Annotated in this window: 13 protein-coding genes and 1 tRNA gene; all 14 read right to left on the bottom strand. The window is 30.8% G+C overall.

Annotated features, from left to right (window positions below; all coding sequences use genetic code 11):
- Positions 1–8: 8 nt before the first annotated feature.
- A complete protein-coding gene (locus RR409_RS02900) occupies positions 9–887 on the bottom strand; it encodes a YicC/YloC family endoribonuclease (RefSeq protein WP_332556220.1) in 879 nt (292 codons plus the stop codon).
- Between the two features lie 510 nt (positions 888–1397).
- On the bottom strand, positions 1398–2552 hold the full coding sequence (locus RR409_RS02895) for an aminotransferase class I/II-fold pyridoxal phosphate-dependent enzyme (protein WP_332556219.1): 1155 nt from the start codon (positions 2550–2552) through the stop codon (positions 1398–1400).
- Positions 2553–2638: 86 nt separating this feature from the next.
- Complete coding sequence (locus RR409_RS02890) at positions 2639–3631, bottom strand: asparaginase (protein WP_332556218.1); 993 nt, start codon at positions 3629–3631, stop codon at positions 2639–2641.
- Between the two features lie 275 nt (positions 3632–3906).
- Entirely contained in the window at positions 3907–4116 is a 210-nt protein-coding gene (locus RR409_RS02885; RefSeq protein ID WP_332556217.1) for a hypothetical protein, read from the bottom strand.
- A 592-nt stretch (positions 4117–4708) separates the two neighbouring features.
- A tRNA-Pro gene (locus RR409_RS02880) sits at positions 4709–4784 on the bottom strand.
- Between the two features lie 311 nt (positions 4785–5095).
- Complete coding sequence (gene spoIVA, locus RR409_RS02875) at positions 5096–6568, bottom strand: stage IV sporulation protein A (protein WP_332556216.1); 1473 nt, start codon at positions 6566–6568, stop codon at positions 5096–5098.
- Positions 6569–6858: 290 nt separating this feature from the next.
- Positions 6859–7866, bottom strand: a complete 1008-nt coding sequence (locus RR409_RS02870) for an NAD(P)H-dependent glycerol-3-phosphate dehydrogenase (RefSeq protein WP_332556215.1) — start codon at positions 7864–7866, stop codon at positions 6859–6861.
- Positions 7867–7889: 23 nt separating this feature from the next.
- Complete coding sequence (der, locus tag RR409_RS02865) at positions 7890–9209, bottom strand: ribosome biogenesis GTPase Der (RefSeq protein ID WP_332556214.1); 1320 nt, start codon at positions 9207–9209, stop codon at positions 7890–7892.
- Position 9210: 1 nt separating this feature from the next.
- Positions 9211–10545, bottom strand: a complete 1335-nt coding sequence (locus tag RR409_RS02860; RefSeq protein ID WP_332556213.1) for a DUF512 domain-containing protein — start codon at positions 10543–10545, stop codon at positions 9211–9213.
- Positions 10546–10823: 278 nt separating this feature from the next.
- Complete coding sequence (phoU, locus tag RR409_RS02855) at positions 10824–11480, bottom strand: phosphate signaling complex protein PhoU (protein WP_332556212.1); 657 nt, start codon at positions 11478–11480, stop codon at positions 10824–10826.
- Between the two features lie 12 nt (positions 11481–11492).
- A complete protein-coding gene (gene pstB, locus RR409_RS02850; RefSeq protein ID WP_332556211.1) occupies positions 11493–12242 on the bottom strand; it encodes a phosphate ABC transporter ATP-binding protein PstB in 750 nt (249 codons plus the stop codon).
- A 30-nt stretch (positions 12243–12272) separates the two neighbouring features.
- Complete coding sequence (pstB, locus tag RR409_RS02845) at positions 12273–13028, bottom strand: phosphate ABC transporter ATP-binding protein PstB (RefSeq protein ID WP_332556210.1); 756 nt, start codon at positions 13026–13028, stop codon at positions 12273–12275.
- 16 nt (positions 13029–13044) lie between these two features.
- Positions 13045–13929: a phosphate ABC transporter permease PstA gene (gene pstA, locus RR409_RS02840; protein ID WP_332556209.1), complete on the bottom strand. Its 885-nt coding sequence runs from the start codon at positions 13927–13929 to the stop codon at positions 13045–13047.
- Positions 13929–14825 carry a phosphate ABC transporter permease subunit PstC gene (gene pstC, locus RR409_RS02835; protein WP_332556208.1) on the bottom strand — a complete coding sequence of 299 codons (897 nt, stop codon included), beginning with the start codon at positions 14823–14825 and terminating at the stop codon, positions 13929–13931. The genes pstA and pstC overlap by 1 nt, the downstream gene beginning before the upstream one ends.
- Between the last annotated feature and the right edge of the window lie 268 nt (positions 14826–15093).

The raw sequence follows: 15093 nt of genomic DNA, 5'->3' as shown, positions 1-15093 counted from the left end.
GCCTCCTACTATTCTATGTTTTGAACTTGTTCTCTTATTTTTTCAATTTCGCTCTTAATATCTAAGGCTAAATTAGTGAGTTCCAAATCATTTACTTTAGATGCTATTGTATTTGTTTCTCTATTCATCTCTTGTACAATAAAATCTAATTTTCTTCCTATTGGTTCTTGTACTTTTAAAGTTTGTTGCATTTGATTAATATGGCTTTTTAACCTTACTATTTCCTCATCTACACCAGTTTTATCAGCTTGGAGAACCACTTCCATGGCAATTCGATTTTCATCAAACTGTGAATCTTCGATAAGTTCCCTAACCTTTTTAGTAAGCTTTTCTCTATACTCCTTGGAAACCTGTGGCACTCTCTCACTTATTTTCTCAAGGTGACTTAGGATTAATTCACATTTCTCATTAATATCCTTAAAAAGCTTTATTCCCTCTTCTTCTCGCATTCTTACTAAATTATCCACTGCTTCATTAAGAGGGTTTACTAAAATGTTCCAAATTTCATCTACATCATCTTCTTTTTGTTTTAAAGTAAGCACCTCTGGGAATCTAGCCAGGTTTGTAACAGAAATATCATCCCTAAGGGAATACTTATTAACAATAACTTTTAAACAGCTCATATAGCTATCCATTAAGTTTTCATTTAGAACTGCTTCCACATTATCTCTATTAAAAAGATTTTGAGTTACAAAAACATCAACTTTTCCTCTTTTAATCTTTTCATTAAGGATTTTTCTAATATTATCCTCTAATGAAATCAATGCTCTTGGCATTCTTACATTAAGCTCAAAGTATCTATGGTTAACAGTTTTGATTTCCACTACATAATTTGAGTCTACTTGTTCACTAGAACTTCTGCCAAATCCGGTCATACTCTTTATCATATACAACGCTTCCTTCCGAACACTTCCTGAATTCTTAGTCTATTATACATAAATTATATCCCTAATTTCAAGTTAAAAATACAAGTATTCGCAAGAAAAATGAAAGATTTATTAGGAAACTTAAGAAATATGCACATAATCAGAATTTTTTAGACTTTACATTAATAATTATACCTTATATATCTTGGATAATAAACAAATTAACTTTATTATTCACTATTATAAGTAGATTTCATATTTTAGTGATGTAAAAAAGAGTTGTTGTAACTTTGATGTTGATGAATTACTTGTATTTTCTAAATATGAATAAAACATAATTATATTGTTTCATTAAACTAAAGCATAAATAAAAAAGTTATAACAATTACTTTTCTATTTTGTCCTATTTGGAAATCTAAAAATGCATTAAAAAATAAGTATACGGTTTACCTATGTAAAAATCAACATTATTTTCAGTAGCTTAAAAATAAAAGTAATAGAGATAAGAAAATACCTCTATTACTTTTAGCTTTAAACATTATACTTATCTAACTTTGAAAGACCTTCTTTTATCACGTTAGCATCACTAGTTAATGCAATTCTAAAAAAATCGTATCCTAATGTTCCAAAACATGAACCTGGTGTTACTACTACTCCATGCTTTTGTAAAATGTCAGAGCAAAATTCATTAGTAGTGTACCCTTTGGGAGTTTTACACCAAATATAGAATGTACTATCACTATGAAAAAACTCGATATTTTTTTCAGTGAGAATCTTTTCTGCAGTTGCTTTTCTTTGTGCATATATTTCTCTGATTTTTTCACCATAAACTTCATTTAGTTTTAGTGCTTCACAAGCTGCTATTTGAATTGGTATAAATTGACCTGAGTCTAAGTTACTCTTAACTTTAAGAAGTGAAGAAATAACTTCTTTATTACCAACAGCATAGCCTATTCTAAAGCCAGTCATATTATATAGCTTAGAAAAAGTACCAAACTCAATAGAATGTTTACTTTCATCAAATTGCAATATACTTATAGGTGTTTCACCTGGTGATATAATCTCATTATATGCTGCATCATTACATAATACTATGTTATTTTCCTTGCAAAACTCTATAATTGTGCTAAAGAATTTTGGATTTCCCTTTGCACCTGTAGGATTGTTAGGATAATTAATAAATATTAATTTAGCAACAGAAACAACATCATCAGGAATTTCACTTACATCCATTAAATAGTTATTACTCTCCTTAATAGGCACAGTATAGGTTAAACATCCCCAAAGCTTTGCACAAGTAGAGTAAACAGGATACCCTGGCTGAGGAACTATAACTATATCTCCAACATCACAAACTGCAGGAATTACATTACTTATTCCTTCTTTTGAACCAATTAATATAACAACTTCATCTAAATCTAAAGAAACACCGAACCTATTATAATAATAATTTATTACTGCACATTTTAGTTCATTAATTCCATCATAAGGTGGATACTTATTAAAATCCTCATGTTCAAAGCCCTTAACTAAGCCTTGTAAAATTGAATCATCTACATTTAAATCAGGATCACCAATGCTTAAATCGATTATTCTTTTTCCTTCTCTTTTTAGCTTAGCTTTAATGTCATCAATTGTCTTAAAATGGTACACTCCTATACTATCTAATCTGTTGTTTATTTTCATATTATCACCTTGAATTAATGTTATAAAATATGTTATTCATGATATTATGAAGTTGTTACAACTTATTATATAGTGGGAGTATTAGTTTATTTTCTGTAGTAATGATCTTTTTCAAAAATTTCTCTTATCTCATTTATATCATTTGTTTTGCCTAAAGCTAACATTAACTTTATTCTTGCCTTTTGACCTGGCAGACTTTCTCCAAAAATAGCCCCTGCATTTCTTAATCCTTTACCACCGCCTGGGTATCCATAACTATCTAAAACTCTTCCCTTATAACATCTTGAAACTATTACTACTGCCACATCTTTTTTTATGGCTCTTTCTACAGCTTCAGCCATTTTAGGTGGAATATTTCCTCTTCCCATTGCTTCTATTACTAGTCCCTTTGCTCCTTCATTAACACAAAAATCTATTAGTTTACCATCCATGCCCGCACATGCCTTTATTAAATCCACACTGTTTTCTACTTTTTTTGTATCAATATGTTCCTTATTTAAGCTATTTCTATAAAAAATCGCTTCATTATTGTCTACAATACCAATAGGACCAAACTCAGGACTTTTGAAAGTATTTAAGTGCATTGAATGAGATTTTGTTACTTCACTAGCACAATTTAATTCATCGTTTAAGCACACCAATACTCCTCTATTTCTCGATGCCTTTGAGGTAGCTGTACAAATCGCTGCCGCTAAATTTGCTGGTCCGTCATAGCCAAGTTCTGAACTATTTCTCATGGAACCAGTTACTACTACAGGCTTTTCACTTTTTATAGTTAAATCTAGGAAATAAGCTGTTTCTTCTAAGCTATCTGTGCCATGAGTAACCACTATTCCCTCAACATCTTCCCTATCTAAAAATCCTTTAACATAATTAGACAATTCTAACATAAGGTCTGGTGTCATATGTGGTCCTGGTAAACTAGAAAAAGTATAGGACTCCACCTCAGCATATGCTTCTATACCTGTAACCATAGACATAATTTCTTCCCCGGTTAAAGTAGGAACCGCTGCTTGAATTTTAGGATCTACTTTCATTGATATAGTTCCACCATTAAATATTACTACTACCTTATTCACCTTTATTATACCTCCTAGAAATAAAAAACTTGTATAATTAATTCATATATATTCTACACTAATATTCTAATATTTACATTAAAAATATAAACATTATTTAATCAGAGTAAATTATCCCACTAAAGTATTCAATAGTGTATTTTAGAATTAAAATTGCATAAATATTCGACAAATTAAAAGTGAGTACCTAAAGTACTCACTTTTCTAACTTGATTTATCTTTAATACTCTTTATAGTTAAATAAGGCGAATAAACTATTCTAAATTTTCTGTCAACTATCCTTGTATTCCTTTCTTCTCCATATAATGAAATAGTTCTTTTTCTATCTCATCTGTGCAATTATCGTCAAGCGTAAAGGTCTTAATAAATCCATCTAAGGCTCTCATTTCAATTTTACATATCTGATCTCCCGACCTCAAATCCTTGTCTCTTTCAAACTTATTAATAGTATACCCTTCATCAATATAATCCCTTATTTTTTTCATTTTAAACTCCTCCTTAGATAAGAATTATTTTATTTATTAAATCTTTTATTTAATCATTTTATAATTTATATTATTATTATTGACTATTTCTATTATGATATCCTATGACATTTTATATAATTTAGTTAGTACTTTTCTTCTTTTCTATTTTTTATTAAATAATCAACAAATTATCAATGTTTCACTAATATTGATATAGATTTAATTTATTTATAATACCGATTTGTTTTCAATTTCCAAGAAAACTTAAGTCAAAATACATTAAGTGTTTATCTTGTAATTACAAATCCATTTTATTATATCTATAGTTTTATTTTTGCTTTAAACTATATTATTATTCAGTTAGATTATATTAAATAAAACTATTAACATTTAATTTACAACTCATCCTTTATCTTCATATTTTTAACATACATAGAATAATCATTTTTTATTTTTGCCTTATTGCTTCTAAATCAAAATGAACCTTTCTAATTTTCTTCTTATTATCACTTTTAGTAAAATTCTAAGTCTAATATAAAGTTCTGCTAAAACATATCAAAAAAAAATAAAAACCACTGAAAAATAAAATTTTCAACGGTTCTATGTTGTATGGTCTGAGTGACAGGACTTGAACCTGCGACCCCAAGCCCCCCAGACTTGTGCGCTACCATCTGCGCTACACCCAGATATTAATTAAATTAATATGTTTAAATCTAGTGTTAACTTCACAACTTAATTATAGCAAAGTTTTAAGAACTTTAAAATACTCTATATTTATAAGTTTGTTAATTTTTTCAGATGAAGTTCTCTATACAATGACATACTTTATGATTTTACTTATACATCAAAGCGTAAAATATCTATGGTTAGTGCTTACTAAGTATGATTATATCTAATAACTCTATAATTGAACATTTAGTTTTAGATATAGTTTTGAGTTATAGAATCATTTCTATAACTCAAAACTAATTTTTATTTTATTAAGATTATACCAAAATTAATATATTATGCATAGTAGGTTGCCATTACCTTCATTTACAATTTTCTGAAGAGATTTTTGAAGCTTAACTTGAACCTCTTCTGGCATCTTATAAAGTTTATTTTGTAAACCTTCTTTAACTAGCTCTTCCAAAGACTTACCAAACATATTACTTTGCCAAATTTGTGCTGGATCATTATCAAATTGATCTATAATAGCGTTGTAGAATTCTTGACTTTGCTTCTTATCACCAGTAATTGGTGTAACTTCTGTCTCAATATCTGCTTTTATTATGTGTAGAGACGGTGCAGATGCTTTAAGTTTTACAATTCCATTTTTCTTATCTATATTTGGTTCTTCAAATTTTATTTCACTAAGTTGTGGAGCAACCAATCCGTACCCAGTCTCATTAACATCTTTTAACGCTTGAGCTATCTTATCATATTCAGTTTTAGCCTTATGATAAGTTCCCATTAGGTTTAATAAATCATTTTCATTTTTTATTTCTGTGTCACATACTTCGCCAAGAATCTTATAGAATAATTCATGCTTAGGGTTAATATCTACACAAGAAGTTCCATCACCCATATTCATCTCTTTAACATTTATGTTTGATAAGAACTCAATTCCCTTAAATGCATCAAGGCATCTCTTTATGTCTCTAACCTTAAAAATATCCTTACACATTGCTTTTAGTATTGTCATCACATTTACTTTCAACCAATGTTTAGCATTTAAGCTTTCTATCCACTCAGGCATGTCTATGCTAATTTCTTTAACAGGGAATTCCTTAAGGACATTTTCAAATATGTTGCCAATATCATTTTCATCCATGTTCATGATATCCATGATAGTAACTGGAACATCATATTTTTCTTCTAACTCTTTTTGAAGCTCTACAGTTTCTTCTGATTTTGGGCTCAAACTGTTAAGAAGAATTATAAATGGTTTATTTATAGCCTTTAACTCATTAACAACTCTCTCTTCGGCTTCTACATAATCTCCCCTGTTTAATCCGGTTATAGACCCATCAGTGGTAACTAATATTCCAATAGTTGAATGATCTGTAATAACTTTTTTAGTTCCAATTTCAGCAGCCTGTTCAAAAGGTATTTCATAATCAAACCATGGAGTTGTCACCATTTTAGGAGCATTCTCTTCATTATACCCTAATGAATTTTTAACTACATATCCAACACAATCCACCATTCTAACCTTAAATTTTGTTCCACTTTCAAAGCGAATTTCCACAGCTTCATTTGGAACAAACTTTGGTTCAGTGGTGTGGATAGATTTTCCTGATCCACTTTGTGGAAGTTCATCTTTAGCTCTCTCTTTCTTATGAAGATTCTCAATATTAGGAATTACCATAAGTTCCATAAATCTCTTTATGAATGTAGATTTCCCTGTCCTAACAGGACCTACAACCCCTACATATATGTCCCCTTGAGTTCTTTCTGCAATATCTTTGTATATATCAAAGTTTTCCAAGGTCCACCCTCCCATAACTACATATTAACAATATATATATATTGTATGAAAAAATAAAATATTACTATTTTATTCAGATAAACAAGCTCTAAATTAAATTTATTCTTCAATTGGAAGTCAGCTTATTAGTGTGAGCAATCTTTCAACTAATTTACTGTGTAGTTTTCCTAGGTAATATTCAACTTATGAGGATAAATTTAGAATTAAATTTGTTTCTCTATAATAAAAGACAGTAAGAAAGTTTTATTTTCCTTACTGTCTATATATATTATAATATTTGCAGTTTTATGCTAAACCTCAATAAATGAATGTTCATCTTTCTTTTCTCTTGACATTAATTCATAAACTGCTTCTTTGGTATCCTTACCTTGGAATAAAACCTTATAAAGAGCATCTGTAATAGGCATAATAACTCCGTCTCTTTCTTTAAGTTCGTAAAAGGCTTTTGTAGCTTCAACACCCTCCACAACCATACCTACTTCTTTGCACGCTTCCTCCATAGTTTTACCTTGACCAATAAGAATTCCTGCTCTTCTATTTCTACTATGCATACTTGTGCAAGTAACTATTAAGTCCCCCATGCCTGTTAAGCCATAGAAAGTCTCTTGTCTTCCACCTAGTTTTGTTCCAATTCTCACAATTTCATGCATACCACGGGTCATAAGTGCAGCTTTTGCATTATCTCCATAACCAACACCATCAGTAATACCTGCAGCAAGAGCTATTATATTCTTGCAAGCTCCCCCAATTTGAACACCAATTAAGTCATCATTAGTATAAACTCTAAAGGTTTTGCAACTAAAGATATCTTGAATCATCTTAGCAGCTTCCATATCCTTGGAAGAAACCGTTACAGTAGTAGGAATTCCTCTTGATACTTCTTCTGCATGACTTGGTCCAGATAAAATAACTATTGGCCGTTCAGATATTTCTTCTTCAATGATTTCAGACATGGTTTTTAAAGTACCTTTTTCTATTCCCTTAGCTACAGTAACAACAATCTGTTCTTTTGTTACTAATGATGCTACTTGCTTTGATACAGTTCTGATAACCTGAGAAGGTACAGATAGAACTATTACATTACTATTCTTTACAGCTTCATTTAGATCACTATAAGCGGTAACGTTATGTGGAATTGCAACTCCTGGTAAGTACTTAGTATTTTCTCTTTTTGTATTAATGTCTTCTACACCAGTTTCATCAATAGTCCAAATAGTTGTTTCAATCCCCTTATTGCCAAGCATTACGGCTAAAGCTGTCCCAAAGCTTCCTCCTCCTAAAAATGCAACCTTCAACATGATACCCCTTTCTTTCCCTAAATTTATTTTTCTTTTCTTTCTCTGAAAATTAGCTTTATTCCCGTTCCACTAAAGTCAAAGCTTTGTCTAAGTTGATTTTCTAAATATCTCTCATAAGAGAAATGTAGTAGATTTGGGTCATTTACGAAAAAGATGAATGTAGGTGGTTTTGTATCCACTTGAGTAACATAAAAAATCTTTAATCTTTTTAATGCAACTATCGGCGGTTCTTTCATTAGTATTGCTTTACTTATAACATCATTTAAAACTCCAGTAGCCATACGTTTGCTATAATTATCATAGCATTTTCTTGCCATTGAAAGTACCTTATTAACTCTTTGACCAGTTAAAGCAGAAATGAACAGGTATGAAGCATAAGGCATAAATTTTAGCCCCTGAGCTATTTCATTTGTGTACTTATTCATAGTCTTATCATCTTTATCAATTAAATCCCATTTGTTAACTATAATTAATATAGCTTTTCCAAGTTCATGAGCATATCCAATAATTTTCTCATCTTGATCGCTTAAATTATCTGTAGCATCAATCATAAGAATGCATACATCTGCTCTTTCGATGGCTGCTAAAGTTCTTATTACGCTATATCTTTCTATTTCTTCTTTAACTTTACTTTTCCTTCTCAGTCCAGCTGTATCTATTAAAATAAATTTACCTTCTTCTGTTTCTATCTTACTATCTATAGCATCTCTAGTAGTACCTGGTATGTCACTTACAATATTTCTTTCTTCCCCCAAAATTTTATTAATTAATGAAGATTTACCTACATTAGGCTTACCAACCATGGCAATCTTAATGTATTCGTCTTCACCCTCAGGAGCAACTATATTATCAAAATGACTAACTACTTCATCCAGCATATCTCCAAGACCTAATCCTTGAGATGCAGATATTGCTATTGGAGTTCCAATACCTAAATTATAAAACTCAAAGGCATTATCTTCAAGTTCAATTCTATCAATTTTGTTAACTACTAAAATAATAGGTTTCTTTGATTTTCTAAGCATTTGAGATACTTCGAAATCTGAAGGATGGAGTCCCTGCTTACCATCTACAATAAATACAATAACATCCGCAGTCTCGATAGCAATATTTGCTTGCCTTCTCATCTGTGCCATTATTATATCTTCATTTGTTGGTTCAATTCCACCAGTATCGATGATTGTAAAATTATGGCGTAACCACTCAGCCTCTGCATATATTCTGTCTCTTGTAACTCCTGGTGTATCCTCAACTATTGCTATTCTCTTTCCTGCTAGTTTATTAAAAAGTGTAGATTTACCTACATTAGGTCTTCCCACGATTGCAACTATTGGTTTTCCCATTTTAATCCTCCTCTGTGTATTGATTTATAAGGTCAATTAAGTCTTCTCCTGTATAATCACATACAATTATTTCTTTATTTAATATTTTTTTCAAATCAGCCACTGTATAATCATCTAGTAAAATTAATTCTTCCGTATTTCCAAGCTCGTAACCTCTTCTTAATACATTACTTGGTATAATTATATATTCTCCCAATTCTCTGTTTTTTAGTGCTTCAATTATATCTTTTCCAGTTAAAAGTCCTGCTACTGTAATGGTTTTGCCGAAAAAATCATTTTCAACCTTCACTACATCTATGTTAATCTTAGGATTAACCTTCATAATCTTTGAAGCAACTTCATGGATAATTGGGTAGGCTGAAGTTCCTGTTACCATAGTAAAGGAACCTTTATTTTCACTTTGTAAAAATGAAAGGCTATCTTCTATAGTTGACAATAAAAGTCTTATCATACCTATACCGTCTTCTAACTGTTCATATCCTTCATAGTGATCTTCCTCAGGTATCTCTACATCAGCTACAATATAAAATTCGTCTGATAACCTTGCAAAGGGCGTACCAACTTCCTTTTTGTACTTTTCTTGAAGCTTTGACACAAGTTCTATTTGCATTTTAGCACTTTCCTTATGAAATAACTGAAGCAGTGGCAAATTATCTCTATGTTTAGTTACTCCTAGTGGAACAATTGCTACATTTTCAACACTAGGATAGAGTTTATATAAATCTTCCACAGTTTTGACTAATTCTTCATTATCATTTAATCCTGGACAGCATACAATTTGTGTGTTTATCTTAATATGTGCTTCAGCAAGTTTTTTTAGTATGTCATAGATGTTCCCAGCGAATCTGTTGTTAAGCATTTTTATCCTAAGCTGAGGATTTGTAGTATGTACGGAAACATTAATAGGACTTATTCTATATTTTATTATTCTATTAATATCATCTTCACTCATATTTGTTAAAGTTAGGAAGTTTCCTTGTAAAAATGATAGTCTAGAATCATCATCCTTAAAATAAAGGGTTTCTCTCATACCTTCCGGTAATTGGTCAATAAAACAAAATACACATTTATTATGACAGCTTCTTGGCTTATCTAAAATTGCTTCTCTAAATACTATCCCTAAATCTTCGTCATAATCTTTTTCTATTTCTATTTCCCAAATCTCTCCATCCTTTTTTTCCACTTCTATTAATAGAGTTTCATCAGTAATAAGAAACTTATAATCAATTATATCCTTTACTTCATTTTCATTTATACTTACAAGCTTATCTCCAATTTCTATTCCAACTTCTTCTGCTATACTATAGGGCATAACTTTAGCAATTTCATTTTTCATACATCTATCTCCTTCATTGTACCATAAGTCTAACACCTTACTATGATTATGTCCGCTATTATGATATATTATATCAATTGTTAGTAATAGTCAATGTTTTACAACCCCATTGAACTCATTTCTCATACAAAAAACATAGCACAGGAAGGCAATGTTTTATTTATTCTTATTTAAAACTTGTCATAAAATTTTCCTAATGCAATTAATTAAAATTATTCTCATTTTCAAATGAATTAAAAAACTCGATAAAATAAAAAACCTCCACAAGGAGGTGCTTTCTAATCATTTAAATCCACTTTTTCACCAGTAATTAAATAAATTGTCCATTCACAAATGTTAGTGGTGTGATCAGCCATTCTCTCAAGGAACTTACATACAAATAAAAACCTCGTGGCTTGATGAATAACCTTTGGATCTCCTAACATTATTACTAACAGTTCACTAAATACTTGTTTATATATTGCATCCACAGAATCATCTTTTTTGCACACAGCATAAGCTAAATCTACATCTCTATCCATATAGGTTTGTAAGCATCCATCTATCATTTCTTCTACAATTGAAGCCATTCTTGGTATATCAATTAATTCCTTAATGTATTTTTCTCCTTGAAGCTGTTTTGCTATCTTTGCAATATCCACTGCATGATCTGCAATTCTCTCCAAATCTGTGACAATCTTACTCATAGTAAAAACACTTCTTAAATCAATGGCTAAAGGTTGACGAGTTGCTATAAGCTTAATGCATTTATCTTCAATTTCCTTTTCCAAGTCATCAACTAAATCATCTTTATTAATTATTTCATCTGCCAAGGCCATATCTTGTGAAACTAAAGCCTTAACCGAATCGCTAATTTGTGACTTTACTATATTTCCCATTTTTCTAAGTTCTTCATGTAAATGGACTAATTCTGTATCAAAATTTTTTCTTGACATAGTTACACCACCTTAACTTATTCTTCCTGTAATATAATCTTGAGTTCTATTATCTTCAGGTCTATAGAATATTTGCTCCGTTTCTCCAAATTCAATTATTTCACCATTAAAGAAAAAAGCAGTAAAATCCGAAATACGAGCAGCTTGTTGCATATTATGAGTTACAATTACAACAGTGTATTTTTCCTTTAAGGTATCCATAAGTTCTTCAATCTTTAGTGTAGATATAGGGTCTAAGGCTGAAGTTGGCTCATCCATAAGAATTACCTCTGGTTCGATAGCAATAGTTCTTGCTATGCACAATCTCTGCTGCTGTCCCCCTGATAGAGCTAAAGCACTTTTATGCAGTCTATCTTTAACTTCATCCCAAAGGGCTACTGCTTTTAAGCTATTTTCCACAATTTCATCTAAAACTTTTTTATTATAAACTCCATGAATTTTAGGACCATAGGCAATATTTTCATATATAGACATGGGGAATGGATTTGGTTTTTGAAATACCATACCCACATGTTTACGTAGCTCCATTACTTCATATTTTTTATATATGTCAATATTGTTGTAAATTACATCCCCTTGAATCTTAACACCTTCAATTAAATCATTCATTCTGTTTAGTGTTCTTAAAAATGTTGATTTTCCACAACCTGAAGGTCCTATAAGCGCCGTAACACTATTTTTTTTTATGCTCATACTTACACTCTTTAAAGCTTGCATAGTACCATAATATAGACTGAGGTTATTAACCTTTATAATCTCCATACTAAATCCTCCACTATTATAATTTATATATTAACCAAATCTACCAGAAATATAATCCTCTGTTTTCTTACTTTTAGGATTATAGAAGATATCCTCAGTATTATTGAATTCTATTAATTCACCATTAAGGAAAAATCCAGTGAAATCTGATACCCTTCCAGCTTGCTCCATATTATGAGTCACAATAACCACTGTATATTGCTTTTTGAGCTCATGAATTAAGTCCTCTACTTTTAAAGTAGAAATAGGATCTAGAGCAGAAGTTGGCTCATCCATTAAAATTATATCTGGCTTTGCAGCAAGGGTTCTTGCAATACATAGCCTTTGTTGTTGCCCACCTGATAAATCAAAAGCTGATTTATTAAGCTTATCCTTTACCTCATCCCATAGAGCCGCTCCTTTTAAGCTTTTCTCTACTAATTCATCTAGAACCCCTTTATTTTTTATCCCATATCTTTTAGGACCATAGATTACATTTTCGTAAATAGACTTTGGAAATGGATTTGCCTTTTGAAATACCATACCAACTTTTTTTCTAAGTTCTATTAAATTTATATCTTTATCTAAAACATTTTGATTCTCTATGATTATTTTTCCTTCATATCTTGTATTATCAATAATATCATTCATTCTATTTAAAGTTCTCAAAAATGTGGATTTACCACAGCCAGAAGGTCCTATTAATGCTGTTACCTTCTTAGTTTGTATTTCCATGTTTATTTTCTTCAAAGCTTGATTATCACCATAATAAAAATTTAAATCCTGTACTTTTATTCCTAATTCCATAACAATCTCTCCCCCACTAATCTAGTCTTTTTTGATACTTGTTTCTTAGGATTATAGCTATGGTATTAGCACCTAATAAAAACACCAATAACACTATTATCCCTGTAGCTGCAAGTTGTTGAAATTCTGCTTGTGGTCTAGAAGTCCAGTTATATATTTGAAGGGGTAACGCTGTGTAGGCTGAAAATAAATCCTTTGGTAAAAACGTTACATAGCTTGCAGCTCCCACCATAATAAGTGGAGCTGATTCTCCAAGTGCTCTTGAAATTGAAAGAATAGTTCCTGTTAAAATTCCTGGCAGTGCGAAAGGTAGTACCACTCCTGTGATACTTTGCCATTTTGAAACCCCTAGTGCATAAGAACCCTCTCTCAGAGATTTTGGTACATTTCTTATAGCCTCTTGGGAAGTAATAATAATTGTTGGAAGTATTAATAAAGATAATGTTAGAGCCGCTGCAACAATTCCTCTTCCAAACATAAAGGTTTGAACAAACACTGCAAGACCAAGGATTCCATAGACTATAGAAGGCACTCCTGATAAGTTTGATATATTAAGTTCTAAAATTTCTCTAAATTTATTTTTAGACATATATTCTTCTATATAAATTGCTGTTCCAATTCCTACTGGGAATGCAATAAGTGTTGTAAGACCTATAACGTAACCACTTCCTACAATAGCTGGTAGCACTCCAGCTTTGGATGCGATTCGGGAAGGGGACCCAGTTAAAAAATCTAAACTTAAATACTTTAACCCATCTTTTAAAACAGATCCAATTAGCACTATGAGTATTACAATACCAAAGGCAGTACAAAGGAAAAATAAAGTTTTTAATATATCATTTTTTCTTTGCCTACTTTTTAAATTGTCCTTTGCGTTATCTTTAAACAAGTTCTTACTCATTACATTTTCACCTGCCCTTTTTTTACAATTCTTTTAGCAATAAGGTTTAATCCAAAGGTTATTAAAAACAGCAAAGCTCCAACTGCAAAGATGGTTTGATACTCTACAGAGCCGTGGCTGATATCTCCCATGGCAACAGAAACCATATATCCAGTCATAGTTTGAATTGAGTTCAATGGATTTAATGTAAGTTGTGGCTTTGCTCCTGCTGCAATAGCAACTATCATAGTTTCTCCAACTGCTCTTGATATTGCTAAAATAAAAGATGAAACAATTCCTGAAAGAGCTCCAGGTATAACAATTTTTGTTGTAACTTCTAATTTTGTTGCACCTAATGCGTAGGCTCCATTTCTAACAGAGTTTGGAATAGCACTCATGGCATCTTCACTTAAAGAGGATACAAGGGGAATTACCATAATTCCCACTGCTATACTAGCACTTAATGCATTAAATATTTGAATATTAGGTATGAAAGTTTTTAAAGCTGGGGTTATTACTGTAAGTGCAAAATATCCATATACTATAGATGGTATTCCTGCAAGTATCTCTAAAATAGGTTTAAGTATATTTCTCACTTTTTTAGAAGCATACTCACTTAAATAAATAGCTGCCCCAAGTCCAACTGGAATAGCAATAACACTGGCCCCTGCTGCAATTAAGAATGTGCCATTTAATAAAGGTAACACTCCAAAATTCTGTGGTTTCATAAGTGGTGACCACCTAGAACTAGTAAAAAACTCCTTTATACTTACTGCATTAAAAAACACAGCGCTTTCTCTTATCAAAATAAATATTATAGTCATAGTAGTTATAATTGATACAATTGCAAATAATGACAAAAACTTTTCAATAATAAATTCTTTTTTGCTACCCTTAAAATTCTTTTTAAGCTCCATAAATACCCTCCTATATAAATAAAACAATATGTGCTTCAATTAATCTTTATATCTATATATTATTCCCCCTTTGTTAAGTCTGTTATGTAATTTGTTAAGGAGAAGTTAAGTGGAAGTTATGTTTTAAATCTTAACCATAAAAAAGCACTGAGATAAAATCCTCAGTGCTTGATGGGGGCTCTAAATTATATTTTGCTATATTTATTTTTGCTTTTTATCCTATGTTACTTATTTTATCTTGTTAAGTTGTTCTTTATATTCAGCTTCT

The sequence above is a fragment of the Clostridium sp. genome (genome assembly GCF_036642255.1).
Lineage (GTDB): Bacteria > Bacillota > Clostridia > Clostridiales > Clostridiaceae > Clostridium_J.
Note: the sequence above shows the minus strand (reverse complement) of the source record. Positions and strands in the feature narration are given on the sequence as shown.

Bases quoted from the DNA above. Each gene is read 5' to 3' on its own strand.
- RR409_RS02900 (WP_332556220.1), bottom strand. From the start codon at position 887: ATGATAAAGAGTATGACCGGATTTGGCAGAAGTTCTAGTGAACAAGTA.
- RR409_RS02895 (WP_332556219.1), bottom strand. From the start codon at position 2,552: ATGAAAATAAACAACAGATTAGATAGTATAGGAGTGTACCATTTTAAG.
- RR409_RS02885 (WP_332556217.1), bottom strand. From the start codon at position 4,116: ATGAAAAAAATAAGGGATTATATTGATGAAGGGTATACTATTAATAAG.
- RR409_RS02870 (WP_332556215.1), bottom strand. From the start codon at position 7,866: ATGTTGAAGGTTGCATTTTTAGGAGGAGGAAGCTTTGGGACAGCTTTA.
- der (WP_332556214.1), bottom strand. From the start codon at position 9,209: ATGGGAAAACCAATAGTTGCAATCGTGGGAAGACCTAATGTAGGTAAA.
- RR409_RS02860 (WP_332556213.1), bottom strand. From the start codon at position 10,545: ATGAAAAATGAAATTGCTAAAGTTATGCCCTATAGTATAGCAGAAGAA.
- phoU (WP_332556212.1), bottom strand. From the start codon at position 11,480: ATGTCAAGAAAAAATTTTGATACAGAATTAGTCCATTTACATGAAGAA.
- pstB (WP_332556211.1), bottom strand. From the start codon at position 12,242: ATGGAGATTATAAAGGTTAATAACCTCAGTCTATATTATGGTACTATG.
- pstB (WP_332556210.1), bottom strand. From the start codon at position 13,028: ATGGAATTAGGAATAAAAGTACAGGATTTAAATTTTTATTATGGTGAT.
- pstA (WP_332556209.1), bottom strand. From the start codon at position 13,929: ATGAGTAAGAACTTGTTTAAAGATAACGCAAAGGACAATTTAAAAAGT.
- pstC (WP_332556208.1), bottom strand. From the start codon at position 14,825: ATGGAGCTTAAAAAGAATTTTAAGGGTAGCAAAAAAGAATTTATTATT.